The organism is Neisseria sp. DTU_2020_1000833_1_SI_GRL_NUU_006, from assembly GCA_032388755.1.
Classification (GTDB): domain Bacteria; phylum Pseudomonadota; class Gammaproteobacteria; order Burkholderiales; family Neisseriaceae; genus Neisseria; species Neisseria sicca_C.
In genome coordinates, this window is the sequence record CP135593.1 from 1677871 (window position 1) to 1703465 (window position 25595).

The 25595-nt window shown below is 49.9% G+C and carries 21 protein-coding genes and 1 pseudogene; 9 read left to right on the forward strand and 13 right to left on the reverse strand.

Annotated features, from left to right (window positions below):
- Positions 1-12: 12 nt before the first annotated feature.
- From rng to RSJ68_08135, 3 genes are all read left to right on the forward strand, one after another.
- Positions 13-1506 (forward strand): ribonuclease G, encoded by a 1494-nt coding sequence (gene rng, locus RSJ68_08125; GenBank protein WNU96418.1) that lies wholly within the window; start codon positions 13-15, stop codon positions 1504-1506.
- Between the two features lie 258 nt (positions 1507-1764).
- A complete protein-coding gene (locus tag RSJ68_08130) occupies positions 1765-2436 on the forward strand; it encodes a response regulator (GenBank protein WNU96419.1) in 672 nt (223 codons plus the stop codon).
- A gap of 76 nt (positions 2437-2512) precedes the next feature.
- Positions 2513-3847: an ATP-binding protein gene (locus RSJ68_08135; GenBank protein ID WNU96420.1), complete on the forward strand. Its 1335-nt coding sequence runs from the start codon at positions 2513-2515 to the stop codon at positions 3845-3847.
- Between the two features lie 61 nt (positions 3848-3908).
- Here RSJ68_08135 and fabG read toward each other — a convergent pair whose 3' ends face one another.
- The 9 genes from fabG to RSJ68_08180 all read right to left on the reverse strand — a co-directional run bounded on the left by fabG (position 3909) and on the right by RSJ68_08180 (position 15597).
- A complete protein-coding gene (gene fabG, locus RSJ68_08140) occupies positions 3909-4655 on the reverse strand; it encodes a 3-oxoacyl-ACP reductase FabG (GenBank protein ID WNU96421.1) in 747 nt (248 codons plus the stop codon).
- Between the two features lie 201 nt (positions 4656-4856).
- Entirely contained in the window at positions 4857-4994 is a 138-nt protein-coding gene (locus tag RSJ68_08145) for a hypothetical protein (protein ID WNU96422.1), read from the reverse strand.
- A gap of 507 nt (positions 4995-5501) precedes the next feature.
- On the reverse strand, positions 5502-6566 hold the full coding sequence (locus tag RSJ68_08150; GenBank protein ID WNU96423.1) for a hypothetical protein: 1065 nt from the start codon (positions 6564-6566) through the stop codon (positions 5502-5504).
- A 117-nt stretch (positions 6567-6683) separates the two neighbouring features.
- Positions 6684-7688, reverse strand: a complete 1005-nt coding sequence (locus RSJ68_08155) for a hypothetical protein (GenBank protein WNU96424.1) — start codon at positions 7686-7688, stop codon at positions 6684-6686.
- 189 nt (positions 7689-7877) lie between these two features.
- A complete protein-coding gene (locus RSJ68_08160) occupies positions 7878-9938 on the reverse strand; it encodes a glycosyltransferase (protein ID WNU96425.1) in 2061 nt (686 codons plus the stop codon).
- A gap of 30 nt (positions 9939-9968) precedes the next feature.
- Complete coding sequence (locus tag RSJ68_08165) at positions 9969-11093, reverse strand: glycosyltransferase family A protein (GenBank protein ID WNU96426.1); 1125 nt, start codon at positions 11091-11093, stop codon at positions 9969-9971.
- A 112-nt stretch (positions 11094-11205) separates the two neighbouring features.
- Positions 11206-13059: a lipid A export permease/ATP-binding protein MsbA gene (gene msbA, locus RSJ68_08170; protein ID WNU96427.1), complete on the reverse strand. Its 1854-nt coding sequence runs from the start codon at positions 13057-13059 to the stop codon at positions 11206-11208.
- Between the two features lie 302 nt (positions 13060-13361).
- Positions 13362-14288 (reverse strand): ACP S-malonyltransferase, encoded by a 927-nt coding sequence (gene fabD / locus RSJ68_08175; protein WNU96428.1) that lies wholly within the window; start codon positions 14286-14288, stop codon positions 13362-13364.
- 19 nt (positions 14289-14307) lie between these two features.
- Positions 14308-15597, reverse strand: a complete 1290-nt coding sequence (locus RSJ68_08180) for a DUF1294 domain-containing protein (protein ID WNU96429.1) — start codon at positions 15595-15597, stop codon at positions 14308-14310.
- 422 nt (positions 15598-16019) lie between these two features.
- Between RSJ68_08180 and RSJ68_08185 the strand changes: the two genes are divergently transcribed.
- Both RSJ68_08185 and RSJ68_08190 read left to right on the forward strand, forming a co-directional pair.
- Positions 16020-16850 carry a hypothetical protein gene (locus RSJ68_08185; GenBank protein ID WNU96430.1) on the forward strand — a complete coding sequence of 277 codons (831 nt, stop codon included), beginning with the start codon at positions 16020-16022 and terminating at the stop codon, positions 16848-16850.
- 388 nt (positions 16851-17238) lie between these two features.
- Positions 17239-17349 (forward strand): annotated as a pseudogene (locus RSJ68_08190) (IS5/IS1182 family transposase).
- A 22-nt stretch (positions 17350-17371) separates the two neighbouring features.
- Here the strand turns inward: RSJ68_08190 and RSJ68_08195 are convergent.
- On the reverse strand, positions 17372-18334 hold the full coding sequence (locus RSJ68_08195; protein WNU96431.1) for a beta-ketoacyl-ACP synthase III: 963 nt from the start codon (positions 18332-18334) through the stop codon (positions 17372-17374).
- A gap of 199 nt (positions 18335-18533) precedes the next feature.
- The gene (locus tag RSJ68_08200; GenBank protein WNU96432.1) at positions 18534-19259 is read right to left on the reverse strand and encodes a 16S rRNA (uracil(1498)-N(3))-methyltransferase; all 726 of its coding nucleotides are present in this window, start codon (positions 19257-19259) and stop codon (positions 18534-18536) included.
- 75 nt (positions 19260-19334) lie between these two features.
- Between RSJ68_08200 and RSJ68_08205 the strand changes: the two genes are divergently transcribed.
- Complete coding sequence (locus RSJ68_08205) at positions 19335-20129, forward strand: inositol monophosphatase family protein (protein WNU96433.1); 795 nt, start codon at positions 19335-19337, stop codon at positions 20127-20129.
- A 202-nt stretch (positions 20130-20331) separates the two neighbouring features.
- Here the strand turns inward: RSJ68_08205 and purH are convergent, their stop codons facing one another.
- Positions 20332-21912 carry a bifunctional phosphoribosylaminoimidazolecarboxamide formyltransferase/IMP cyclohydrolase gene (gene purH / locus RSJ68_08210; protein ID WNU96434.1) on the reverse strand — a complete coding sequence of 527 codons (1581 nt, stop codon included), beginning with the start codon at positions 21910-21912 and terminating at the stop codon, positions 20332-20334.
- A 428-nt stretch (positions 21913-22340) separates the two neighbouring features.
- On the opposite strand from purH, the gene RSJ68_08215 reads away from it, so the two are divergent.
- The 3 genes from RSJ68_08215 to RSJ68_08225 are packed head-to-tail and all read left to right on the forward strand — an operon-like array spanning position 22341 to position 24047.
- Positions 22341-23006: a CsgG/HfaB family protein gene (locus RSJ68_08215; protein WNU96435.1), complete on the forward strand. Its 666-nt coding sequence runs from the start codon at positions 22341-22343 to the stop codon at positions 23004-23006.
- A 13-nt stretch (positions 23007-23019) separates the two neighbouring features.
- The gene (locus tag RSJ68_08220) at positions 23020-23379 is read left to right on the forward strand and encodes a DUF4810 domain-containing protein (protein WNU96436.1); all 360 of its coding nucleotides are present in this window, start codon (positions 23020-23022) and stop codon (positions 23377-23379) included.
- On the forward strand, positions 23376-24047 hold the full coding sequence (locus tag RSJ68_08225) for a DUF799 domain-containing protein (GenBank protein WNU96437.1): 672 nt from the start codon (positions 23376-23378) through the stop codon (positions 24045-24047). Before RSJ68_08220 ends, RSJ68_08225 begins: the two co-directional genes overlap by 4 nt.
- A gap of 279 nt (positions 24048-24326) precedes the next feature.
- On the opposite strand, the gene RSJ68_08230 is transcribed toward RSJ68_08225, so the two are convergent.
- Positions 24327-25553 carry a chloride channel protein gene (locus RSJ68_08230; protein WNU96438.1) on the reverse strand — a complete coding sequence of 409 codons (1227 nt, stop codon included), beginning with the start codon at positions 25551-25553 and terminating at the stop codon, positions 24327-24329.
- Positions 25554-25595: the final 42 nt, after the last annotated feature.

Below are 25595 nucleotides of genomic sequence, written 5' to 3' on the forward strand. Positions count from 1 at the left end.
GGAACTAAAACCATGCTTTCAGGAATCCCTATCCCGAAGGATGCTATCCGCCCGCCCGAAACCGTGCTCGTCAACATTACGCCGCAGGAAACGCGCGTGGCGGTGTTGGAAGAAAACAATATCTGCGAGCTGCACATCGAACGCAACAGCGGCCATAGTCTGGTCGGGAATATTTATCTGGGCGTGGTACGCCGCGTGTTGCCGGGAATGCAGAGCGCGTTCATCGACATCGGTTTGGAACGCGCCGCGTTTTTGCACATCGTCGATGTTCTCGAACAACGCCGCAATCCCGAAGAAACGCAGCGCATTGAGCATATGTTGTTCGAAGGGCAGTCGGTTTTGGTACAGGTCATCAAAGACCCGATTAACACCAAAGGCGCGCGCCTTTCCACTCAAATTTCGTTAGCAGGGCGATTCCTCGTCCACCTTCCGCAGGAAGACCACATCGGCATTTCCCAGCGCATCGAAGACGATGCCGAACGCAACAGCCTGCGCGAACGTCTGACCAACCTGCTGCCCGAAGATGCGTGCCACGGCTACATCATCCGCACCAACGCCGAAAACGCCACCGACGAGCAGCTTCAGTCCGACATCCACTACCTGACCAAAGTGTGGGAACACATTCAAGAACAAGCAAAAATCCAGCCGCCGGAAACCCTGCTTTATCAGGATTTGCCTTTGAGCCTGCGCGTGTTGCGCGATATGTTCAGCCTCGACACGCAAAAAATTCTCGTCGATTCAACCGAAAACCACCGCCGCATGACCCGTTTCGCCGAGCAATACGTCCACGGCGCCTTGGGCAAGATAGAGTTGTTCAAAGGCGAACGCCCGCTGTTTGAAACCCACAACGTCGAGCAGGAAATCAGCCGCGCCCTGCAACCGCGCGTCAACCTCAACTTCGGCAGCTACCTGATTATCGAGTCCACCGAAGCCATGACCACGATAGACGTGAACACCGGCGGCTTCGTCGGCGCGCGCAACTTCGACGAAACTATCTTCCGCACCAACCTCGAAGCCTGCCACACCATCGCCCGCGAATTACGGTTGCGCAACCTTGGCGGCATCATCATCATCGACTTCATCGACATGGCGCAGGAAGCGCACCGCGAAGCCGTGTTGCAAGAACTTGCCAAAGCCCTCGCCTTCGACCGCACCCGCGTTACCCTCAACGGCTTCACCAGCTTGGGTTTGGTCGAGCTGACCCGCAAACGTTCGCGCGAAAACCTCAGCCAAATCCTCTGCGAACCCTGCCCCTCCTGCCAAGGCAGGGGTCGTCTGAAAACGCCGCAGACCATCTGCTACGAAATCCAGCGCGAAATCGTCCGCGAAGCCCGCCGTTACGACGTGCAGTCCTTCCGCATCCTCGCCGCGCCCAACGTCATCGACCTCTTCCTCGACGAAGAATCGCAATCGCTGGCGATGCTCATCGACTTTATCGGCAAACCGATTTCGCTGGCAGTCGAAACCGCTTACACGCAGGAACAATACGATATTGTGTTGCTGTAAAGACAAAAGGTCGTCTGAAAACAGAATCGGGTTTTCAGACGACCTTTTGGCAAGATTGGCAAACAATTCAAGTGCAGTATTCCTTTAGATAAACAATTTCCAACATACCAAGCAGAACCCACGCCGAAGGAACCCAATAAAGTACGGAAAAAACAACAAAAAGGTCGTCTGAAAACCAGCCGCCCCTTTCAGACGACCTCCCGCTAAACCCTTCCTAATTTTCCCCTGCTATCCTTCCCGCTGATTAAGGAGAACACCATGCGCGTATTGCTTGCAGAAGACGACCACATGATTGCCCAAGCCGTAGCCGCCAACCTCAAAGACAGCGGCTATGCCGTCGATTGGGTCAAAAACGGCAGCCAAGTTTCTACCGCCCTTCAGGCGCAGAACTACGACTTGCTGCTGCTCGACCTCGGACTGCCTGGCAAAGACGGGTTGGACGTCCTCACCCAAATCCGACACGAAGGCAGCAAAACCCCTGTCCTCATCGTTACCGCCCGCGACGACCTCCACAGCCGCCTCAACGGACTGGACGGCGGCGCCGACGACTACATCGTCAAACCCTTCGACATGGCGGAGCTGCAAGCCCGTATGCGCGCCGTCCTGCGCCGCCACAGCGGCCACAGCCAAACCCTGCTGACCAACGGCGCGCTCACCCTCAACCCCGCCACCTACCAAGTCGAAGTCAAAGGACAAGACAAACCCGTCCTCCTGAGCAACAAAGAATTTGCCGTCCTCCAAGCCCTGATGATGCGTCCCGGCATCATCCTCTCCCGCAGCGACCTTGAAGACAAAATCTACGGCTGGGGCGAAGAAGTCGAAAGCAACGCCGTCGATTTCCTCATCCACGCCCTACGGAAAAAGCTCGGCAAAGAACACATCCAAAACGTACGCGGCGTAGGCTGGCTGGTAGCCAAAGAGGTCGTCTGAAACCCCAATCCGCGCATCCATGCCCGCCCATGCCATAATTAATAACAAAACCTAAAACAGCCTCACCAAACACACTATGCATCACTTCATCCAGACCCTCAAACAATCCCTGCAAGTCCGTATCAGCATCGCCCTGATACTGATGTTCCTGCCTTTGTCCATCATCGCAGGCGCATTCTCCTATTACCAAACCTACCATGAAGCCGAAGAGCTTCAGGACGACCTGTTGCGCCAAACCGCCGCCTACATCAACCCCAAAACCACCGACTACACAAAAATAGGCAGCGAAAACCACATCCTCATCCAAACCTTCGGACAAGAAGACACCGTCCCTTTGTCCGACACACTCGGCGAAGGATTCCACACCATCAAAGGCAGCGTTGATGACGACGATGACGATGATGACGACGACGAATACCGCGCCTACATCCGCCAAACCCCGCAAGGCAAAATCGCCGTACTCCAAGAAACCGAATACCGCGACGACCTCGCAGCCACCGCCGCCTACCAAAGCGTCCTCCCGCTGCTCATCGCCCTGCCCCTCATGATCCTGCTGACCGTATGGATCACCTACCGCGCCATGCGCCCCGTCAAAACCCTTTCCGCCTCACTCGGCAAACGCCGTTCAGACGACCTCTCGCCGCTGGACGGAGAAGGCGTGCCCAGCGAAATACAAGGCTTCGTTACCGCCATCAACCAACTGCTGCAACGCACAGGCGAAAACATCCGTCGCCAGCAACGCTTCATCGCCGATGCCGCCCACGAACTGCGCAGCCCCCTGACCGCCCTCTCCCTTCAGGCAGAACGGCTCACCAAGCTGCCCCAATCGGACGAAGCCCGCGAACAGACCGGACTCATCCTCCAAAGCATACAGCGCAACCGCCACCTGCTCGAGCAGCTCCTGACCCACGCCCGCGCCCAAGGCTCCGAAACCCAACGCAACCTGACCGACATCAGCCTGCAAGCCCAGTTTCGCCGCGTGCTGCAAGAACTCATGCCCCTCGCCCTTAACAAACAGCAAGACATCGGCGTCGCCGTCGAAAACGACCTGCGCATCCGAGCCGACGACACCGAAATCTACACCCTCATCAAAACCTTCACCGACAACGCCATCCGCTACACCCCCGCAGGCGGCCGCATCGACATAGGTTTCAGCGAGACCCCGACCACCCTCACCATCTGGGTGGAAGACGACGGCCCCGGTATCCCCGCCGCCGAACGCAGCCGCGTAACCGACGCCTTCTACCGCATACTCGGCACGGAACAACAAGGCACCGGACTCGGACTCTCCATCGCCGACGCCATCGCCAAACGCTACGGCGGCAAACTCATCCTCGCCGACAGCCGCAACTTCGCCCACGGCCTGCTGATACAGGCGGAACTCAACAAACAACTGCTAGAAGCAGACTAAGCAAACAAAAAGGTCGTCTGAAATCCGTTTTCAGACGACCTTCTTTATTTTCCAAGCCGAATCAAGGCATCAACATACCGCCGTTGACGTGCAGCGTTTGACCGGTGATGTATTTCGCTTGGTCGGAAGCGAGAAACAATACCGCATCCGCGATGTCCTGCGCTTCGCCGAATTTGCCCAGCGAAGTTTGCGCTTCGAAGGTTTTGCGGGTTTCTTCAGGCAGGGCGCGGGTCATGTCGGTATCGATAAAGCCTGGTGCGACGCAGTTGACGGTAATGCCGCGACTGCCGACTTCGCGCGCCATGGATTTGGAGAAACCGATCAAGCCTGCTTTTGCCGCGGCATAGTTGGTTTGACCGGCATTGCCCATCACGCCGACGACGGATGTGATGTTGATGATGCGGCCGGCACGCTGCTTCATCATGCCGCGCAATACGGCTTTAGAGGCGCGGAACACGGATTTGAGGTTAACCTGCATGATGTCGTCCCACTCTTCTTCTTTCATACGCATCAGGAGGTTGTCGCGGGTGATGCCGGCGTTGTTGACCAGAATATCCAGCTTGCCGAACGCTTTTTCGATGTCGGCAATCAGATTTTCGATGGTTTCGGGTTCGGCAGAATTCAATGCACGGCCTTCACCGCCCCATTGCGCCAGACGCTCGCTAATCGCTGCCGCGCCGCTTTCGCTGGTCGCCGTGCCGATGACTTTGGCACCCGCCGCCGCCAGTGTGTCGGCAATCGCCGCGCCGATACCGCGCGATGCGCCTGTTACCAATGCGATTTTGCCGCTTAAATCTTGTGTGCTCATGTTTACTTCCTTGTTTTGGGAATGGAGTCTGTTCATTTCAGACGACCTTATAGCATAAATAGTGTGATGAATCTAATTTTTGAGGTCGTCTGAAACAAAATAAGAAGCCTCCGTATTGTCATTCCCGCACAGGCGGGAATAACAGTGCAGGCATTGCCTATTTTATCTGCTATATCGTCAAATTTCAGACGACCTTTCCGTTTATTCGGGCAGGGTTATTTTTTGATGGGGCGGTATGTCTAGAATATAGCGCAACCAGTTGCCGAAGCTATATTTTTGGTAGATTTCGGGCGACAGTTCGCAGTAGGGTTTGGCGACAAATTCTGCCAAACCGTCCAAACTTTTACCGTCCCAATTATAGATATTGTCGGAATGATAAAAATCGTATTTGGCAACTTCGGCATTGGTGGTAATGAGCTTTTCCGATAGCCGACCGACTCGATTGTCCGAAACGATAAACCCGTATGCACCGCTGCTTTAAAATCCAGCAAGACGCAGCTTTGCATTTCGCGTTTGATGTTGTCTTCGAACGTGAGCGGCTCTGCTGTCGCTTTGATACTGTCGGGATAAACATCGGAATGTTCGTTCAAACTGCCGCCGTTGACATGGAATATCGTGAAATCGACTTTCCAGCCTTTCTTTTCGGCGTATTCGGAAAAAGTCGAAATGGCTTTTTCCCTGTCGAGATCGGGAACATGCGACCCTAGGAAATAAAAATCGTAGCGGTTTTCGGTATCGGCGTCCGCGCTGCATCGTTTATTGTGAATAGACTGTGAAAGTGCTGAAGCACTCAGTGAATATTTTCCCTTTTATTTGTACTGCCTATCCCGCAAATCTGCTTCTCCGCTATATCTGTTGAATGGCATCCCTGTCGATATGCGGCAGCCCGATCGGTATGTTCGGCTCGATATCGAATGCGCAGTTTATCCAGTTGCTGAAGCTGTATTTGCGTTTCAATTCCGGCGCGATGGGGACGAACGGTCGGGTCAGAAAGTCTTTGAGTTCGTCGAGATTGCTGCCGTCCCAGTAGAACATATTGTCGGGATGGTAAAAATCGTAATGCACGATGGTCGGATTGGTGGTAATCAGTTTTTTATCCAAACCGATGGCTTCAAAAATCCGCAAAGACAAGCCGTAATGCTTGCGGTTGAGGAAGTCGACCAATACGGAGGACTTGGCGGCTTCTTCTAAATTCTGGCGGTAAGACAACGCGTTGGCAAACGAGAAGAACTGTACTTCGGGGATGCCCAGTGCGGCTTGCTCTTCGGCGATTTTCTTGCTCGCCAGTCGGAAGTCGATATCCAAACCGATGGCGCGTGCGGCATCGCAGAAGGCGCGGATGTCGCTGTTGCGGTCTTCTGCGTACGATCCGATAAAGAGGATTTTGTTTTCGGTTTTTTCAGACGGCGTAAAGCTGTCGAAATAGAAACTTGTGGTCGGATGCAATACATGGTCGTATTCGGGCAGCTTGTTTTGATCAAACGGATCGAAGAAATAAAATTTGTCGAAAAATTCGATATTTTCAAAATCTTCTTTCAAGAAAGTCAGCGCTTCCCAGTTGTAATAGACCATCAGTTTGGCGTGGTTGCGCAGCTTGGAAATAAACTCTTTCGGATACGCGCCCAGCCAAATCATGAAGCAATAATCCGCCTGCTCGGGATATTGTTCCAACAACGCTTCCAGCCGCTCTTCCACCAAACGGAACATCACCCGTTTCTTGAAATCCATTCGTCCGAGGACGTTGCGATACCAGATTTTCTGCATGCGTTGGAAGATGCTTTTGTATTTGAATTCTTTTTCTTCGTAAGTCAGGGACAGCACGTCGAAGCCGCATTTTTCCAGATTTTCAATGATGAGCTCGTGGATTTTAAACAGCTCCGGCATAGCCAGGATAACGGTTTTCTTTTTCATAATCTCGTACGGTAAAGAGGAAGGGTCGTCTGAAAATATAGTGGATTAACTTTAAACCACTATACAATCAGGCAATGATGAAATTCTTAAAACGGCTACGGCACAGGTTCGCCTTAATTAATTGCCGATACCGAGCATACGGTTGAGCCATTGGGTAAACGAATATTTTTCTTTGATATCCGGACTGACCGGCTGATACGGACGCGCCAAGAAATCAGGCAATTCGTCCAAGCTGCCGCCATCCCATAAAAACACATTGTCGGGATGATAAAGGTCGGTATCCCGTATGCTTTGGTTGGTCGTAATCAGTTTTTTATCGAAACGCAGGGCATCGAAAATGCGGAATGACAAACCGTAATGGTCAAACTGGGCAAAATCGACCACTGCCCCGCAGCTTTGTACCTTGCTTAAATTGTTTTCAAAACTCAGGATGCTGCTGCGGTCGAGATATGTGATGCCTTTTGTGCCGAAGGCTTTTTCGGCGCGGTCGTCTTTGCAATAAATATGGAAATCCAAAGGCAACCCGAGGCGTTCCGCTTCGCTGATGAAATGCTTGGTCTGCCCTTCCCTCCTCAATTCGTAGCCACCGAGGAAATAGAGACCGTCGTTTGACGGCAGTTCGGGGACAGGAAAATCGAAGTAGAAATTGGTCGTGGCTTTGAACCCGCATTCCGGATATTGCTTAATATCTTGCGGGTCGAAAACCCAGCATTGGTCAAAATAGTCCAAATATTCCAAGATATCGGGGAATCTTCCAATGCCGTCCCATTGGTAATTGACACATATTTCACTGTGCGCACGGATGGCGGCAATGATTTCTTTAGGATAGATGTTGGCACGGATACACAAGGCGTAATCCGCTTTTTTGCCGTTTAACGAACCCAGCTTGCGTGCAATGTCATCCCGATAACGGCTATATTTCAAAACCTTTTTGTAGTCGCCGTCTTTGGCAACATATTTGTAATATAGGTTTTTCACCCTGCTCGCTATATTGGGATAAAAAGAATCCCTGTCGTCGTAACAAAGGTTGACGACGTCGAACCCCAAAAAACGCAGATTTTTTTCGATGCACTTGTCGAGTTCGTACATATAGGGAACGGCAAGGATGATGGTTTTGTTCATTTGAAACGCCCAAAAGGTTGTACTGAACGGATACTAGGAATAATCACATTGTTTATAATATTTAGTTAATTTCTTTATTTATTAACAACTAAGTTACATCGCAGTAACTTTTGACATTCTTGACACCACTTTAAAATACCAAATGGGTTTTCATACAAAAAATTATAAACAACGCTAAATTTCTTACAATCAAATTTGATAATATTCATCTTCAAGAGATGAATATACATATTCAATTGTTTTCCCTTTTAAAATTTCTTTCTCTTTCAACAAATATTGAATAATGCTACCTGGATTTAACATACACTCCAAAGGGACAGGAATATAATTTTTTACACCACTTAATCTCCTACCAATAGCTCCAAAATCAAAAGCAATAATCGGCAATCCTGTGATGAGACAAGCACTGAGTGTATAAGAATATGTTTCAGGACATATTGCAGGAAACCATATAGCATCTAAATGTTCTTTATTAATGATTTCTATTAATTTATCATCTTGATATTTCCCAAGTATCTTCACATTTTTCTGATTTTTTAAAGAAATATCATCCTGTGTATAGCCAATAACAATAAATTCCAAATTAAAACCATACCGAGAACAAATTTCTGAAACTTCCTTCAAAATATAAAATCCTTTATGTAACCCTATTGCACCAATAATACCTATTCTTTTTATTTTAGAGTTACTGTGGGTATTTTGAATATTATTGAAAGTGGATTCATCATATTGCCAAGAATCAAAGTGTGGTCGAACCACAAAGTCCATATTGTCAAAATATCTCATAAATCTCCATTTAACATCTAAGTCAGGAACAAAAATTTTATATGCATTTTCTAAAATTTTTTGATACCAACCTCTCCAACGTTCAATTGAATAGCCCATTGAATCATTACATGACCGAATACAAATATTACATTGTTCGTTATCAGGTTCCCCACAAAATAAACCAGTATCATCAATTAAATTAATTCTTGGGCAAATAGCATAATAATCATGAAGTGTAAAATAGTATGGTATATTGCTTTTAATGGCAGCTTCTAAAAAATTGTCTACAAAATTATTGGAAAATCCTTTAAAATGGTGTATATGTATAAAATCTAATTCCATATCATTCAGAAAATTATATATTTCTTCTACACTTTCCAACTTAAACTTCAAATTAGGCAAGGGATATTTATTTTCTATTGACAATAGAATATTATTTTTTATGTCAGGCTGCAAAGACAGTACAGAAAATCCTTCAGATATTAGTTTGTCTGTTATTTCTAGAACATGCTTTTCCGTACCTCCGCCAAGAGAGTGAGTCACATTTAAAATTAATTTTTTATTTTTATTGTCAACGTAGTTTTTTAGCCTTTTTATATCTATTCTATTACGATATTCAAATATAGGATCTTCTTTTATAAATCTTTCCACATCCTTCAAATATTTAGGATGCTCATCATTTATAACATTAAGAGCATTCTCAACGCGCTCCAATCTTTGAGTATTACTAAAAGAACTGCTACCATAATGCCGAACAAATAGTCCCATTGCGATTAAATTATCCCAACCCGCCTTCTCGGCTCTAATACATAAATCATTTTCCTCCCCATAACCTTTCCCAAATAGTTCATAATTAAAATATCCAATCTGATTTAAACATTTTCGACGGACGTACATACAAAATCCAACCCCCGTAGGAGCTTTCACAGTATTAATTTTATTTTCGCTAAAAAATAATTTATTTAACTCTGAATCAGGTATTTCATAGCAATAAGAAAAATCTTCGCAGAAAAGAGGATAACTACAAATAGTCGCATTATTTGACATTGCCGTTATAGTTCCTGCTTTAGGGTTTTGTATAGCACAATTAACTATAGTATCTACCCAGCCATCAAAGACTTCAGTATCTGAATTTAATAAGATTAAATCCCTTTGAGGATGAATTTGAAAACCAAAATTACAAGTTAAGACAAAACCTTTATTTTCTTTATTTTCATAATATTCAAATGAAAATTTTTCACTTAAATCTCTCAATATAGTTCGAAGTTCTGGCACAGGGCCTGCATCTTCAATAACAACCAAATTAAACGGGGTTTGGTTTTTTGTTTTCAATACACTATAAATACACCGCAAAGTATCATCAGGAGCACCATATACAGGAATAATAATATCAACAGCAGCTTCTTGATTCTTTTTTTGAGTTGAAAGATTATTCCAATCTTCTGTTCTAGGGCGAATAGGTTTTACATTATCTCTTTTCATGTTCATTATTTCATATTTAATTGGTTAGTATTAAAAATTTCTCTTACCTTTTAAAATCCTGTAGAGACCATGTAGGGGAGCTAACATACTCCAACTTACGGATGATAATATTTTAATGGCTTCCAAGTAACCGTCTATATTACTATTTGGATAATAGATTTGCTTTTTAGGTTTTTTTCTTATCCTCCAGTTAATTTTTTTAAATAATCTAATTATTTTATAACTAGGAGATTTATAAATTTCCATTAATAATGCAGTGTGATTAACATATGAAGAACTATAATTCTGTAATTTTTGAATACGGAAATGGAGATTCTTATTCTCTTGAACTAATTTATTAAATTTATCTATATTCGCTTCATTTTTTTGCTGCAACATTTTAGCTCCTTCTTTTAGTTTATTTATTTCATTATACAAATCTAAATATCCCAATTGATTATTTAATAGCAGACTTTGATGTTTATTACAAACTTTTTGCCAATTAAATCTATTAATTTCAGGATTTTTATTTAGCTTATCTATCAGCGATGACCCGTCACGGCGTTTGCGGTAGCGGAACAACACTTCCGGAATACGGATGACTTCTCCGCCGTTGCTTAAGAGGCGTATCCAAAAATCCCAGTCTTCATGTGTTGTCAGGTTTTCATCAAACCCACCCAAAGAGACGAAATCCTCGGCACGATGCATAGAAATGATAGGGATGCGATTCCCCTTCAACAGGCTTTCCAAACCGTCATAATCCGGCAGATTCCATAAGCCTTCTTGCGCATCGAAATATTCCGCCAACGGATACACCAGCTTGCAGTCGGGATTGTTTTCCAAAACCGCGACGCATTTTTCGATGTAATCCGGCAGGATGAGGTCGTCTGAATCGAGAAACAGGAAGTATTTGCCTCCCGCCAGCCGCGCCACATGGTTTCGGGCGGCGGCAACGCCTTGATTGTTTTGTACGGCGTAACGTATTTCGGGCTTGTCCGCCAGAAACTCCCTCAAATAATCGGCGTGTTCCGGGGCGGAGCCGTCGTCAACAATGATGATTTCAAAATTCTGATAACTTTGGTTAAGGACGGACTGGATGGTTTCTACAATGTATTCCTTACAGTTGTAGTAAGGGATCATCACAGAGACGGTGGGGGACTGGGTTTGATGATTCATGCGGATAGTTCCTTTCTGTCTGTTCGGCAGCCTTCCTTGTCCTTCGGCTCGGTGTTTTCAGACGACCTCTTAGGCAAATCGTCCTTCAACTGACCGGCAGGTCGTCTGAAAATCAACCTGCTGCCTGCTTCGGCATATTGCGCAGCATGGCATAATAGCCGTTTTGCGCCATCAATTCATCGTGTGAACCTTGCTCAACGATATGCCCGTCGTCCATAACAATAATGCGGTCGGCTTGCTCGACGGTGGTCAGGCGGTGGGCGACGATGATGCTGGTGCGGTTTTCCATCAAGCGTTCAAGGGCTTGCTGCACAAGGCGTTCGGATTCGTTGTCCAGCGCGCTGGTGGCTTCATCCAAAAGCAGGATGGGGGCATCTTTCAAAATGGCGCGGGCAATGGCGACGCGTTGACGCTGACCGCCGGAGAGCTGATTGCCGTTTGCACCTATCGGTTGGTTCAAGCCGTATGGCGAACTTTCAACCAAGTCTTGCAAATTCGCGGCTTTGAGGGCTGCCAATACTTCTTCTTCAGTGGCATCGGGACGGCTGTAACGGACGTTTTCCAAAAGGGTGTCGTCAAACAGGAAAACATCTTGGGAAACAAGGGCGAATTGGGAACGCAGGTTGTCGAGTTTGATATCTTCGATGTTGGCATCATCCAAATAAACCGTGCCCGAGCTTGGTTCGACAAAACGCGGAAGCAGGTTGACGACGGTGGATTTGCCGCTGCCTGAGCGACCGACCAAAGCAACGCGTTCACCTTGGCGGATGTCAAGATTGAAGCCGTCCAAGGCTTTTTTACCGTCTTCGTGGTAGCGGACATCGACGTTTTCGAATTTCAGACGACCTGAAACGTTTTTCAGATGTTTGGTACCCTTGTCTTGTTCAGGCTCGGTATCTAGGAATTGGCAAACCGCATCCGAAGCGATAAACATGGTCTGCATGGGGATGCTGATGTTCGCCAAGTTTTTGATCGGACCGAGCATTTGCAACATGGCAACGATAAACGCCATAAATTCGCCGATGGTGGTATAGCCTTGCTGACTCTGCCAAAGGGCGATAAAGATGACGACAGCCAAAGCAAACGACGCAATCAACTCGCTGAACGGAGAACGCGCCGCGCTGGCTTGTGTGATTTTTTTACCGAGACGGACAATGGTGTCATTGACTTCGGCAAAGCGTTCGGACGCTTTCTTCTGACCGCCGAAGAGTTTGACCACGCGGTGTCCTTGGTGGACTTCGTTAACGACGTTATTGAGCGTACCGATACTTTGCTGCGCACTGGCAATGATATCTTTCAGACGGTTGCGGTAATAACGGGACAGTAAAGACAGCAACGGGAACATCAGGGCGACAATCAGGCTGAGCTGCCAGTTCAAATACAGCAGGACGCAGACCAAACCGATGACAATCATGGTATCGCGGGTCAAAACGATAAAGACATTACTGGCGTTGCTGATGGATGATTCCGCCATTTGCACCATGTTCATCAAAACTGTGCCGGAAGGGGTTTCCTGATGGAATTTGGAAGAGAGTTGCAGCATTTTGGCAAACATATCGCGGCGCAGATGACTGATTGCCATAACGGAAACCCAAGTCAAGAGATATGTGCTGACGAAGCGGCTGATGCCTCGAATGATGACCAAAAAGATAAAAAATACCGGCACGACCCAGACTTTATAGGGCGTACCCCAAATCAGGTAGGTAAATTGGTCTTTCCAGTTTTGCAGCGTAGCGATGATGCCGCCTGCGGTATTGAGTTCGGGCGGCGCAGAAGGCGGGGCGAAGCCTTGGTTGACCAAGGGGGCAATAAAGGCGGCAAGATAGCTTTCGGTGGCGGCGACACCGAAGATAGCAATTAACGCAAAAATGATGCGGACTTTATAAGGACGGATGTAAGCCATCAAGCGCATGAAGCTGCGCGAATCTTCTTGGGTAAACAGGCCGAAGGTCAGTTTTTCTATCATTGGCTCGGTGTTCCGGATTAATGCAGATTGAATATTTTATCAATCTGTCGGATTGGTAAAGCCTATGATTATATCGCAACGAAGTTACCGATGCGACGAAATTGCTGTTTTTAAATGAATAACGATTTTTATTTCTGTAAAGTTTTTTCAGACGACCTTAAATGTTCAAAATAAATTGATAGTGGATTGGAATAAGAAACACCCTCCTGCTGTCTGCACCTCCCTATGCGAACACAACCGACAGGCATTAAAAAACGACCTTTCATTAAGAAAGGTCGTCTGAAACACAAAAGGCGGCAAGTTTAATGCGCTTCGATAAAGGTAGCGACTTGTTCGGAATTGGTCAAAGCGCTGCACACGGCTTCTTTGTTGATGCGTTTTGCCAAACCTGCCAACACTTTGCCCGGTCCGCATTCGGCGGATTCGGTAATGCCTTCTGCAACGAGTGCGTTGACGGTTTCCGTCCAGCGTACAGGGCTGTAAAGCTGGCGGACGAGTGCGTCTTTGATTTTCTCTGCATCGTCGTAAGCGGCAACATCGGCATTATGGATGACGCGGATTTGCGGTTGTTTGATTTCGACGGTTTGGAGCGCTTCGGCAAGTTTTTCCGCAGCAGGTTTCATCAGGCTGCAATGCGAAGGAACGGATACAGGCAGCGGCAGCGCACGTTTGGCCCCCGCTTCTTTAGCGGCATTCATGGCGCGCTCGACGGCGGCGGCATTGCCCGCAATCACGACTTGTCCGGGTGAATTGAAGTTGACGGCTTCGACCACTTCGCCTTGCGCGGCTTCTGCACAAATGGCTTTAACCTGTTCATCTTCCAAGCCGAGGATCGCCGCCATCGCACCTACGCCTTGCGGTACGGCAGACTGCATCAGTTCGGCGCGCAGGCGGACGAGTTTGACTGCATCCGCAAAATCCAATGCGCCGGCGGCAACAAGTGCGGTGTATTCGCCGAGACTGTGGCCGGCAACGACAGCAGGCGTTTTGCCGCCCGCTTCAAGATAGGCACGGTAAACAGCAACGCCGGCGGCCAACATAATAGGCTGCGTATTCACGGTCTGTCCGATGAGTTCGGCGTCTGTACCGTTAATCATCGCCCACAAATCTTGACCCAATACGGCGGAAGCTTCGTCGAAGGTGTTTTTTACGACCGATTGTCCTGAGAAGCCGTCCATCATATTGAGGCTTTGCGAACCCTGACCGGGAAAGAAAAATGCAAAAGACATGATATTCCTTTGTTTCAGTTTAGTTTTTCAGAAAATTCGTCAGAGGATTATCGGCGTAATGTATCAGCAGGGCATAGGTAATGGCAACATTTATTGCCACTGTCAGCCAGAAAATCTGAACAAAAGGGACTTTCTTGGTTTTATGTCGGAACGCGGCGCGCGCAACCAATGCGCCGGGCCAACCGCCCAGCAGGCTGAATGCGTGCAGTTTGTTTTCTGGGATACGGTTTTGGTATTCGTTTTTACGTCTGATTTTGCGCGCGGACTCCATCGCCGTCTGCTTGTCCTGTTGATAGAGGATGAAGGCGGCGATACTGATAAGGACGTAAATGAAAAACAGTTTATTGGAAAGTACGGCGACAACGGTCAGGAAAACGACGGCGATGACGCTGTTGATCAGGAGTGCCTGCATATCGATATTGAGCCTGTTGTAGTCGGGTGGCAATTCGTCAAACAGGAATGCTTCGTCGCCCAGCCGGACAACCTTGACGGCTTGTTGGCGGTTGCCTTCTATCGGGCGGTTGCAGTAGAAACTGACGCGCTGTCCTGTTTGCGGACGGCAGGTATTGTAATGGTACGCGCTGATGTGGAAGAAAATATTTTGGGATTCGTCGCCGAAACGGATAAAGCCGTAGCCTTTGGCATCATCCCATGTGGTAATCGTACCGCTCATAACCTGATTGGGCGGCAGCAGATTCTTTTGGGCGGATTTCGGAGCGGGATAACGGGTTTCGGCAACCAACGGCTGCTTAATTTTGACTTCAACTTTAGGACCGTGTTCCGGACGGAAAAAGTGTACGGTTTGACCTTGCGCTTTTTGGGCGGACGCAGCGTGTATCGATTCAGGCTCGGGTTCGGACTCAGGCGTACTGCGGATAACGGCATTGACCAGCAGCCATTGTCCGTTGGGATGGCGGCGGAGCGTGCCTTCAAGGCGGTCGCCTGCCCTAGGCGTACGGGTTTGGTCGGCAAGAAACTGTCCCAGCACAAACACCGGCTGCCCTTCATTTGAAACGTCCATTCCATAACCACCATTCTTCGACCAATCCCAGTCGGTCAGCGTAATAACCGCGCTGTCATTATTTTTATAACCCGGATTGACGCGCTCGACATCCCTTGCGACGGCGCGGTTGTTTTCCGTTTCTATTTGAAAGCTGACACGGTGTCCGGTTTCAGGTTCTTGATAATCGGGGTGGAGGGATTGGCGGTTGGCAAAGATGCGTTGCGAAGACTCGTCGCAAATAATGGAGCCGCGGCTCATTTCCCCGAACCAATGGGCGATTGTCCCGTAATGTTTATTATGGTTCATTTTATTTTTATATTAAGGAAAAAATGTATTGGATAATCAGTTTTGAAATTATACCAATTTATCATAATCCATGTGGATTTTAACCATAATAAATAAAAGGTCGTCTGAAACGGTGTCGGTTTGAAGCAACTACACGTTTTCAGACGACCTTTTTTGCGTGAAAAGAATTAGGAGGTATCTACAAGCATTGAGTTATGCATTTGAAAAATAAATTGACGCATACAAAAAGCTTTTCCCCTTCCCTGCTTCAATGTAATCAAATGAAAAACTCCCCTCTTAACCCCCTATCAAAAAACTGACCAAAATCTAAAATAACTTCTTGAAAAATTATAAAAAACATAAGAGAATGAACATCTTCGCACCCGAAGAAAATCTTTACATTATCCTTTACATTGTCCATAAACGAGCTTAGGGAAAATATCATGACATACCTATCACGCGCCCTCTCTTTGTCTATCCTCGCAGTCGCACTTGCCGCCTGTGGCAGCAGCGGTGGAGACTCTCCCTCAACCCAAGCAGCAAATAACGCCAAGCCGCAAACGCCTGCAACCACACCGGCCGCAAATCAATCAGGTGGCAGCAGCGGCGATTCACCTACAACCCAAGCAGCAGACAACACCAAACCGCAAACGCCTGCAACCCAAGCGCCAACAGACCAGACAGCAGGCAACGCTCCCAAAGAGCCGAAGCTGACGTTGGCAACCATGCCGGATAAAAGTGCCAAGCGGATTTACGAACTGCCTTACTCGACAGTTACAGGCATTACGCAAACGAAGCTGAAAGCTAACGGCTACACTGGAGAGGTTACAGATATCCAAATCAGCGGCACCCCGACACTTGAGTCAGCCTTGCCTAAAATGGGCAAGGTGGTTTATTACGGCGATGCTTTTAACGAACGAACCGATCCTGTAGAAGGTACTATTGGCTACGGCACAAGTCCCGGTTCTTTGGAATACACCATAGATTTCGACGAACGTACCGGCCATGGAAAAATTTCCTCGCTTGAATTGGATTTTGGAGACATCATGCTGAGACAGGGCAAGCTCGAAAAAATCAATCTGGACGGACAGGAAGTCATGGGTGTACGAAGCAATGTCGATGTTGCCAGGTCGGGCAATCCTGATAATCCGGAATATGCTCCGGCAGGTAATTACGAACTGGGCGTCTTTGGTCCGAATGCCGACTCGATTGCAGGAAAACTCAAAAATTCGGCCTTCGATATCGGTTTCGGCGGTACGCGGGACGGTAAATAAATACCCTGTACGAGGCAGAAAAATCATACGGTAAATGCCATCTGTGTCTGATCGAACAGCGCATTTTTTGGACTTTCATAAGGTCTGAATGATGAAAGGTCGTCTGAAAACCCAAAGCATCAGGTTTTCAGACGACCTTTCATGTTTTAAGCGGATATAGGGCTGATCATCTTCTTTTGATATGACACTTGCCGTCTGCCTTCCCACACAGGCAGGAATTCATCGGTAAGCTCAAGAAATCTTTGTTTGAAAAGAAATTGCTGCAATTCAAAATTGGATTCCCGCCTGCGCGGGAATAACGACATGGATAACCCCTGCTTGAATTCACTATACGGACACGCATCCATCAAAAAGGTCGTCTGAAACCGCACCGGCGCAGTTTCAGACGACCTTCTATAGTGGATTAAATTTAAATCAGGACAAGGCGACGAAGCCGCAGACAGTACAAATAGTACGGCAAGGCGAGGCAACGCCGTACTGGTTTAAATTTAATCCACTATAAGTTTGAAACAAACAAAAAATCAATATTTCACCAACACCGCGCCCCACGCGAAGCCGCCGCCTATGCCTTCGAGCAGCAGGTTTTGTCCGCGCTTGATTTGACCGTTTTGAATGCCGACATCAAGCGCGAGCGGGATGGAAGCGGCGGATGTGTTGCCGTGTTCCTGTACGGTCAGGATGACTTTTTCCATGTCCAGACCCAAGTGTTTGGCGGTGGAGTCGATGATGCGTTTATTGGCTTGGTGCGGCACGAGCCAGTCGATTTGATCGGGGGTATAACCTGCCTCGCTGATGACTTCGTCGGCGATTTTTGCGAGCATTTTGACTGCGAATTTGAACACGCCCGGTCCGTCCATCGTAATGTAGGGCGAGCCGCAAACTTGTCCGTTGGCGATTTGACCGGGCACGTTGAGCAGGTCGAGGTAGTTGCCGTCGGCTTTGAGTTTGCTGTGGATGATGCCCGCTTCGTCGGATGCGCCCAACACTACTGCGCCTGCGCCGTCACCGAACAAAACGCAGGTCGTGCGGTCGTTCCAATTCACGATGCGGCTGAACGTTTCTGCGCCGATGACCAAAGCCTTTTTCGCCATACCGCTTTTGATGTAGGCGTTGGCGGTGGACAGGGCGTACATAAAGCCCGCGCAGACAGCCTGTACATCAAATGCAGGGCAGCCGTTTGCTATGCCGAGCTTTTGCTGGACGATGGTCGCGGTGGACGGGAACTGCATATCGGGGGTAGCAGTCGCCACGATAATCAAATCGATTTCATCGGCAGCGACACCGGCAGCAACCAGCGCGCGGCGCGATGCTTCGGCGGCAAGGTCGCTGGTTTTTTCGCCTTCGTCTGCAATATGGCGAAACTTGATGCCGGTACGGGCGGTAATCCACTCGTCGGACGTATCGACTTTTTTCGCCAAATCGTCGTTGCTGACGCGGTTGGCGGGAAGATAGCTGCCGGTACCTAAAATTTTGGCGTATTGCATGTGAAGGCCTTTGAGCGTTGATTCGGATAGTCGGCTATTGTAAGCGAAAACGGATGAATTGCCCAACGCCGCGAAGGCGTAAAACAGGTAAAGCGGGCAATGGCTTGAAAAACAAATATAAGCATATGATTTCAATAAAATTTACTTTTCAAACCATCTAGGGATTTACGCTTCCCATCCCGTTTTCAGACGACCTCGGTTACACAAAATCCCCCCAAAGCGTCTGCATCGCCGCAATCGCCGCCAGAGAAGCGGTTTCCGTCCGCAACACCCGCTTGCCCAGCGTTACCGACTGGAATCCCGCCTCAAACGCCAACCGCTCCTCCTCGTCCGTCCAGCCGCCTTCCGGCCCCACCATAAAAATCAGATCGTCTGAAAACGGCTTGACGGTACGCAAACTCTGGGCGCGGTTCAAACTCATCAACAGCTTGGTCGTTTCAGACGACATCTGTTTCAAAGCCTCGCGGTAAGGCAGCAGCGGGCGTACCTCCGGCACAATATTCCTGCCGCTTTGTTCGCAGGCAGACACCACAATTTCCTGCCAACGCGCCACCCGTTTGTCCGCCCGCTCGCCGCTCAGGCGCACGACGCAGCGTTCGCTGATCACCGGCTGAATCGCGACTACGCCCAGTTCCACGCTTTTCTGCAAAGTAAAATCCATACGTTCGCCACTCGATACCGACTGCACCAGCGTGATTTTCAGCGGCGACTCGTTGTCCTTCTCCTCCTCGCGCAACACTTCCGCACAGGCGCGGCGTTTCTCAAAAACATCCAAGCGCGCGGGATACGCCTTGCCATTGCCGTTAAACAAAACGACCTCCTCCCCGCAGCGCACGCGCAAAACATTCAAATGACGCACAACATTATCAGGCAGTTCAACGACTTGCCCCGCATATAAATCATCAGGCAGATAAAATCTGGACATGGTTCTTCAAGTGAAAACGGATATAATAACGCGATTATACGATTTCGCACCCCAACCGCAAAAACAGGACAAAAAGTGTTACACCGATTGCAAAAAGTCGTCCGGCACATCGCGCAAACCGAAGTCATGCCGCGCTTCCTGAATACCCCGTCGCACCGCAAAGAAGACGGCTCCATGCTCAGCGAAGCCGACCTTGCCGCCCAAACCGCCTTCGCCGCCGCCCTGCCCTTGTTGATCGACAGCCCCATGCTCGGCGAAGAAATGAGCGTACAAGAACAAACCACCCTTTGGAAACTGCACGCGCATACCGACGGGCTGTGGGTCGTCGACCCCATAGACGGCACCAACAACTTCGTCAACGGACTGCCTCATTTCGCCGTTTCCGTCGCCTTCGTCAAAAACGGCCGCGCCGAACTCGGCATCATCTATAACCCCGTCAGCGGCGAATGTTTCTACGCCGAACGCGGCAAAGGCGCATACCTCAACGGCACACCACTGCCCCTGCGCACCGTCGATAAAAAACTCAGCGAAGCCATCGCAGGCGTCGAAATCAAATACCTGCGCTCCGGCAAACTCACCAGCCGCATGAGCACGCTCGCCCCCTTCGGCACCATCCGCAGCATGGGCAGCAGCACACTCGACTGGTGCTACCTCGCCAGCGGACGCTACGACGTTTACGTCCACGGCGGGCAAAAACTGTGGGACTACGCCGCCGGCGCGCTGATTTTCGAAGAAGCAGGCGGCAACCTGTCCACTTTGGAAGGCGACGACTTTTGGAGCGGCGAACACGTTTTCAAACGTTCCGTCATCGCCGCCCTGCAACCCGCCCTGTTCGAGCGGTGGGAAAAATGGATACGGGAGAACCAATAAACAGGACAACCCGTCTATCCGTACATTCGGTACATTCAAATCAAGAGTACCCTTCCCGTCATCCCTGCTTTACATCTTAAATAGCGGCAATCGGGATACCCTTCTGCTCATCTTGTATATTCGTTTCCTATGTCGCCATGCAAAAAGGTCGTCTGAAAATAGTTTTTCAGACGACCTTTGTTCACATTATTTATTTCCCGAATCAATGCCTAAAATGGCGAACACCCGTTACCACCATGGCGATGCCGTGTTCGTCCGCCGCATCGAAGACTTCCTGATCGCGCATCGAGCCTGCGGGGTGGATGATGGCTTTGATGCCCTGTTCGGCAATCACGTCCACGCCGTCGCGGAACGGGAAGAAGGCATCGGAGGCAGCGCATGCGCCGTTTAAGTCCAAACCTGCGTCCTGCGCTTTGCGGGCAGCGATGCGGGTGCTGTCCACGCGGCTCATTTGGCCTGCGCCGATGCCGTAGGTTTGACCGCCTTTGCCGAACACGATGGCGTTGGATTTGACGTATTTGGCGACGTTCCAAACGAACAGCAAATCGTTCCATTCCTGCTCGGTCGGTTGGCGTTTGGAGACGACTTTCAAATCGGCGCGGCTGATGCGGTGGATGTCGGGCGTTTGTACCAACAGCCCGCCACCGACGCGTTTGAGTTCGAAGCGGTTCGCGCCTGCCTCAAACGGCACTTCCAACACACGCACGTTTTTCTTGGCGGCGGCGATTTCGAGGGCTTCGGCGGTGAACTTCGGCGCCATCAAGACTTCCATAAATTGGTTGTCGGTAATTTGTTTGACGGTTTCGCCGTCCACTTCGCGGTTGAAGGCGATGATGCCGCCGAACGCGCTGGTGGTGTCGGTGGCGTAGGCGAGTTTGTAGGCGGTCAATGTATCGGCTGCAACGGCGACGCCGCACGGATTGGCGTGTTTCACAATCACGCAGGCGGGCGCGTCGAAGGATTTGACGGCTTCCCAAGCGGCATCGGCATCGGCGATGTTGTTGTACGACAATTCTTTGCCTTGGAGCTGTTTGTAGGCGGCGAGGCTGCCTGCGGCGGGGTACACATCGCGGTAGAACGCAGCGCGTTGGTGCGGGTTTTCGCCGTAGCGCATGTCTTGCACTTTAATCCAGCTTTGGTTGAACTGGCTTGGGAATTCGCCGATTTCGGGCGTGCCGCTCAAGACGTCGTCTGAAAGCGAGGTTAAATAGTTGGAAATCATGCCGTCGTATTGGGCAGTGTGGCTGAACGCTTTGCGCGACAGGTTGAAGCGGGTTTTGTCGCTCAACGCGCCGCCGTTGGCTTCCATTTCGGCGGCGATGGCGGGGAAGTCGGCGGTGTCGGTAACGATGGCGACGTGTTTCCAGTTTTTCGCGGCGGAGCGCACCATGGTAGGGCCGCCGATGTCGATGTTTTCAATCGCGTCTTCCAGCGTGCAGTTTGGTTTGGCGATGGTGGCGGCGAAGGGGTAAAGGTTAACGCAAACGAGGTCGATGTTGCCGATGCCGTGCTCTTCCATCTTGGCGACGTGTTCGCCCAAATCGCGCCGCCCCAAAATACCGCCGTGGATTTTCGGATGCAGCGTTTTCACGCGGCCGTCGAGCATTTCGGGAAAACCGGTGTAGTCGGCGACTTCAATCACGGGAACGCCCGCATCGGCAAGCAGCTTTGCCGTGCCGCCGGTAGAGAGGATTTCGACACCGAGTTTGTGCAGGGTTTGGGCAAATTCGACTGCGCCTGTCTTGTCGGACAGGCTGATCAGGGCGCGTTTGATGGAAGGCATAAGGATTCCTTTTAAACAGAGATTTATATAGTGGATTAACTTTAAACCAGTACGGCGTTGCCTCGCCTTGCCGTACTATCTGTACTGTCTGCGGCTTCGTCGCCTTGTCCTGATTTAAATTTAATCCACTATAACTGGAAACAAACACTTTCAGGGGCGGTATTATCCCCTAGTTTCGGCTTTTTAGCAGCAGTTTTCTGGAAAAATTGTTGACAATTTTTCGATAAAAAAGGTCGTCTGAAAACCGTGTTCATAAGTTTTCAGACGACTTTCGCATATCCAACTACTTAACATTTTTAAATATTTTTAAAATTTCATACAGTTAAATCTTGCATATATTAACAAACAGCCATAGAATGCAAAATCGGTCGGATTGCATAATCTACCCTACAAAGTCCAAATTCCGAGTTACCCAGGAGTAATCAAATATGTACAGAAAATTCCTCTGCATTTTCGCAACCGCGGCCTTGGCAGCCGGCTGTGCGACCGAGTCTTCCAAAACCATCGAAGCCGTCAAAGTCAGCAGCTACAATACCCCTTATCACGGTGCGCGCGCGCCTATTTCCATCGGTAGCTTCGACAACCGCTCCACTTACCAGCGCGGCGTATTTTCCGACGGTGAAGACCGTTTGGGCAGTCAGGCGAAAACCATTTTACTGACCCACCTGCAACAGACTAACCGTTTCAACGTACTCAACCGTACACAATTGAGCGCGCTGAAGCAGGAAGCAGGCATCGGCGGCAAAACACAAGCCCTTAAAGGTGCGGATTATGTGATTACCGGCGATGTAACCGAGTTTGGCCGCAAAGATGTCGGCGACCATCAGCTTTTCGGGATTTTAGGACGCGGCAAATCCCAAGTCGCCTATGCCAAAGTAGCGTTGAACGTCGTGGATGTACGCACTTCCGAAGTGGTTTATTCAGCGCAGGGCGCAGGGGAATTTTCATTGTCCAACCGCGAAGTCGTCGGCTTTGGCGGCACTGCGGGCTACGATGCGACGCTGAACGGCAAAGTATTGGACCTGGCCATCCGCGAAGCAGTCAATAATTTGGTTGCCGGCATCGAAAGCGGTGCTTGGACGCCTGCACGCTGAAAGGTCGTCTGAAATGGACAAACTCATCAAAACAGGCTGCCTGGGCGCATTCTGCCTGCTGCTTGCCGCATGCGGCAGCCCTCAGCAAACCCTTTATTATTGGGGAAACAACAATGCCGATGTTTACGAACGCCTCAAAAGCGACGGCAAACCCCTAGGCGAACAAATCGACGCAATGGAAAAATATTTCCAGAAAACCCGGAGCGAAAATAAAAAAGAAGCACCCGGCACACACGCCCATTTGGGAATGCTGTTGAGCGAAGCGGGGCAGGATCAGTCGGCAGCGGAACACTTCGAAACCGAAAAACGCCTGTTCCCCGAATCTTCCGCCTTCATGGACTTCCTGTTGAAAAATAAAGGAGCCCGAAAATGAGCAGCCTGAAAACCGCCCTTTTTGCCTCTGCAACCGCTATCATACTGTCAGCCTGTTCCGCTACCGCGCCGCAGCCTTTCGACTATTCCGCATTCAGGGAAAGCAAACCCCGCTCCATTTTGGTATTGCCCCCCTTAAACGAATCGCCGGAAGTCAAGGCAAGTGCGGGGATGCTCGCCTCTTCCACGCAACCGTTGGCAGAATCAGGCTATTACGTGTTCCCGGTTGCCGCAGTGGCCGAAACCTTCAAGCAAAACGGTCTGGACAATGCGCACGACATCCATCAAGTCAGCCTTGAAAAACTCAATCGGATTTTCGGCGCGGATGCCGTACTCTATATAAAAATCAACCAATACGGCACCAGCTACCAACTCATCCAAAGCGATACCCGGGTTACGGCGGAAGCCAAACTGGTTGACGCGAAAACCGGAAAAGAGTTGTGGCACGGTTCTGCAACGGCTTCCAGCACCGAGAACAACAATACTGCCGGACAAGGCCTGCTCGGCGCAATGTTGAGCGCAATCGTCCAACAGATTGCAAGCTCCGTCGGTGACAAAGGATTCGATATTGCCCAAGTTGCAGGCACGCGCCTGCTTTCGGCGTCCGCGACGAACGGCATCATGTACGGCCCTTATTCGCCCCACTATGAAGCCCAGCCGGGTAAATAATCCCCAAAGCAAAGGTCGTCTGAAAACAAGTTTTCAGACGACCTTTTTTTCTGCTGCGACATTCTCAATTCCGATCCCGCCATCGTTTACAGCCGATTCACCTTGCTCTCGATATGGCACCCCGCCAGCTACCGCCATTTATAGTGGATTAACTTTAAACCAGTACGGCGTTGCCTCGCCTTGCCGTACTGTCTGTACTGTCTGCGGCTTCGTCGCCTTGTCCTGATTTAAAGTTAATCCACTATATCCTTTTTAAACAACTACTTTTCCCCGCCCTGCTTATTCAAACCCCATTTTCCTTGCCGTTGCCACTGCGCCCGCCATCGTGATACACAAAGGCATCAGCAGGGCGGCGGGGGCGTAGGTGAGTTCGAGGATGAAGACTATGGCGGTCAGGGGCATGTTGAGGGAAACGCCGAGAAATGCCGCCGCGCCGATGACGGCGGCACTTTCAGACGACATGGCGGGGAAGAAGGTGTTCCACGCGGCTGCGGCGGCGAAGGCGATGGTGCTGCCGAGCATCATGGACGGGGTAATCAGCCCGCCGTATGCGCCTGCGGCGAGTGCGAGCAGGACGACGAACCATTTGACGGCGGTCATTTCCAAGCTGTACCGCCAGTCGGTCATGCCGCCGAACGTAAGCTGGTTGCCCGCCTTGCCATTGCCCAGTATTTCGGGAAACCAAACGGAAACGATGCCGATAAGGGCGAACAAGGCAATCGCCAAAGGAATGATTTTCGGGTCGTTGCGCTTGAAGAAGGGAAATTTTTTGGCACTGCGCTGAAACCATACCGCCGTTGCGCCCAAAACGGGACCGATGGCGGCGGCAAACCACAGCAGCGGGATGTTCACATCGAGATGGGCGGGATGGTATTGCTGCACATCGCCCAAGCCGATGCGGGCGACGGCGGTGGCAGTGGCGGAAATCAGCAATGCGGCGGCTACTGCCTGTTGCGTCCAAATGCCCAACATGGCTTCGAGGATGAAAAGTGTGGAGGCGAGCGGGACGTTATAGACCGCCGCCAAACCTGCACCTGACGCACAGGCAAGCAGCAGGCGCATTTCGTCTTCGTCCAAACCCAAACGCCTGCCACCGACGGATGCAAACGCGGCGGTCATTTCACGCGGGGCGACTTCGCGTCCGAGCGGGGAACCGAGTCCGACGGTGATGATTTGCAGCAGCGCATGGGAAACGGTGGTCAAAAACGGCAGCCCCTGCAAGGGCTGCTTCAAGGCTGCCTTGATTTCGATTTGCGGCCTACCGAAACGTTTGATCGACCACCAGCCGAACCCTACCGCGACGCCGCACAAAATCAATACGAGGACACGGCGTTCAGACGACGTTTGAACCACGCCTTCCCGAAAGGAAACATGCCCGCCGCCCGCGCCGTAACCGTAAGCCGTGTGCTGGATAAAGTGCATAAGCTCCGTCAAGGCAATGCCGACCATGCCGCCGACGATGCCGGTGAGGATGAGGGCTATCCAAAGTTTGTGCGTATGTTTCATGGGGATTTTGTTTGAATGACACAATGTACAGATGAAAACCGT

Bases quoted from the DNA above. Each gene is read 5' to 3' on its own strand.
- RSJ68_08215 (WNU96435.1), top strand. From the start codon at position 22,341: ATGTACAGAAAATTCCTCTGCATTTTCGCAACCGCGGCCTTGGCAGCC.
- msbA (WNU96427.1), bottom strand. From the start codon at position 13,059: ATGATAGAAAAACTGACCTTCGGCCTGTTTACCCAAGAAGATTCGCGC.
- RSJ68_08165 (WNU96426.1), bottom strand. From the start codon at position 11,093: ATGAATCATCAAACCCAGTCCCCCACCGTCTCTGTGATGATCCCTTAC.
- RSJ68_08150 (WNU96423.1), bottom strand. From the start codon at position 6,566: ATGAAAAAGAAAACCGTTATCCTGGCTATGCCGGAGCTGTTTAAAATC.
- rng (WNU96418.1), top strand. From the start codon at position 13: ATGCTTTCAGGAATCCCTATCCCGAAGGATGCTATCCGCCCGCCCGAA.
- fabD (WNU96428.1), bottom strand. From the start codon at position 14,288: ATGTCTTTTGCATTTTTCTTTCCCGGTCAGGGTTCGCAAAGCCTCAAT.
- RSJ68_08160 (WNU96425.1), bottom strand. From the start codon at position 9,938: ATGAAAAGAGATAATGTAAAACCTATTCGCCCTAGAACAGAAGATTGG.
- RSJ68_08225 (WNU96437.1), top strand. From the start codon at position 23,376: ATGAGCAGCCTGAAAACCGCCCTTTTTGCCTCTGCAACCGCTATCATA.
- fabG (WNU96421.1), bottom strand. From the start codon at position 4,655: ATGAGCACACAAGATTTAAGCGGCAAAATCGCATTGGTAACAGGCGCA.
- RSJ68_08180 (WNU96429.1), bottom strand. From the start codon at position 15,597: ATGAACCATAATAAACATTACGGGACAATCGCCCATTGGTTCGGGGAA.
- RSJ68_08220 (WNU96436.1), top strand. From the start codon at position 23,020: ATGGACAAACTCATCAAAACAGGCTGCCTGGGCGCATTCTGCCTGCTG.
- RSJ68_08135 (WNU96420.1), top strand. From the start codon at position 2,513: ATGCATCACTTCATCCAGACCCTCAAACAATCCCTGCAAGTCCGTATC.
- RSJ68_08200 (WNU96432.1), bottom strand. From the start codon at position 19,259: ATGTCCAGATTTTATCTGCCTGATGATTTATATGCGGGGCAAGTCGTT.
- RSJ68_08195 (WNU96431.1), bottom strand. From the start codon at position 18,334: ATGCAATACGCCAAAATTTTAGGTACCGGCAGCTATCTTCCCGCCAAC.
- RSJ68_08155 (WNU96424.1), bottom strand. From the start codon at position 7,688: ATGAACAAAACCATCATCCTTGCCGTTCCCTATATGTACGAACTCGAC.
- RSJ68_08230 (WNU96438.1), bottom strand. From the start codon at position 25,553: ATGAAACATACGCACAAACTTTGGATAGCCCTCATCCTCACCGGCATC.
- RSJ68_08185 (WNU96430.1), top strand. From the start codon at position 16,020: ATGACATACCTATCACGCGCCCTCTCTTTGTCTATCCTCGCAGTCGCA.
- RSJ68_08130 (WNU96419.1), top strand. From the start codon at position 1,765: ATGCGCGTATTGCTTGCAGAAGACGACCACATGATTGCCCAAGCCGTA.
- purH (WNU96434.1), bottom strand. From the start codon at position 21,912: ATGCCTTCCATCAAACGCGCCCTGATCAGCCTGTCCGACAAGACAGGC.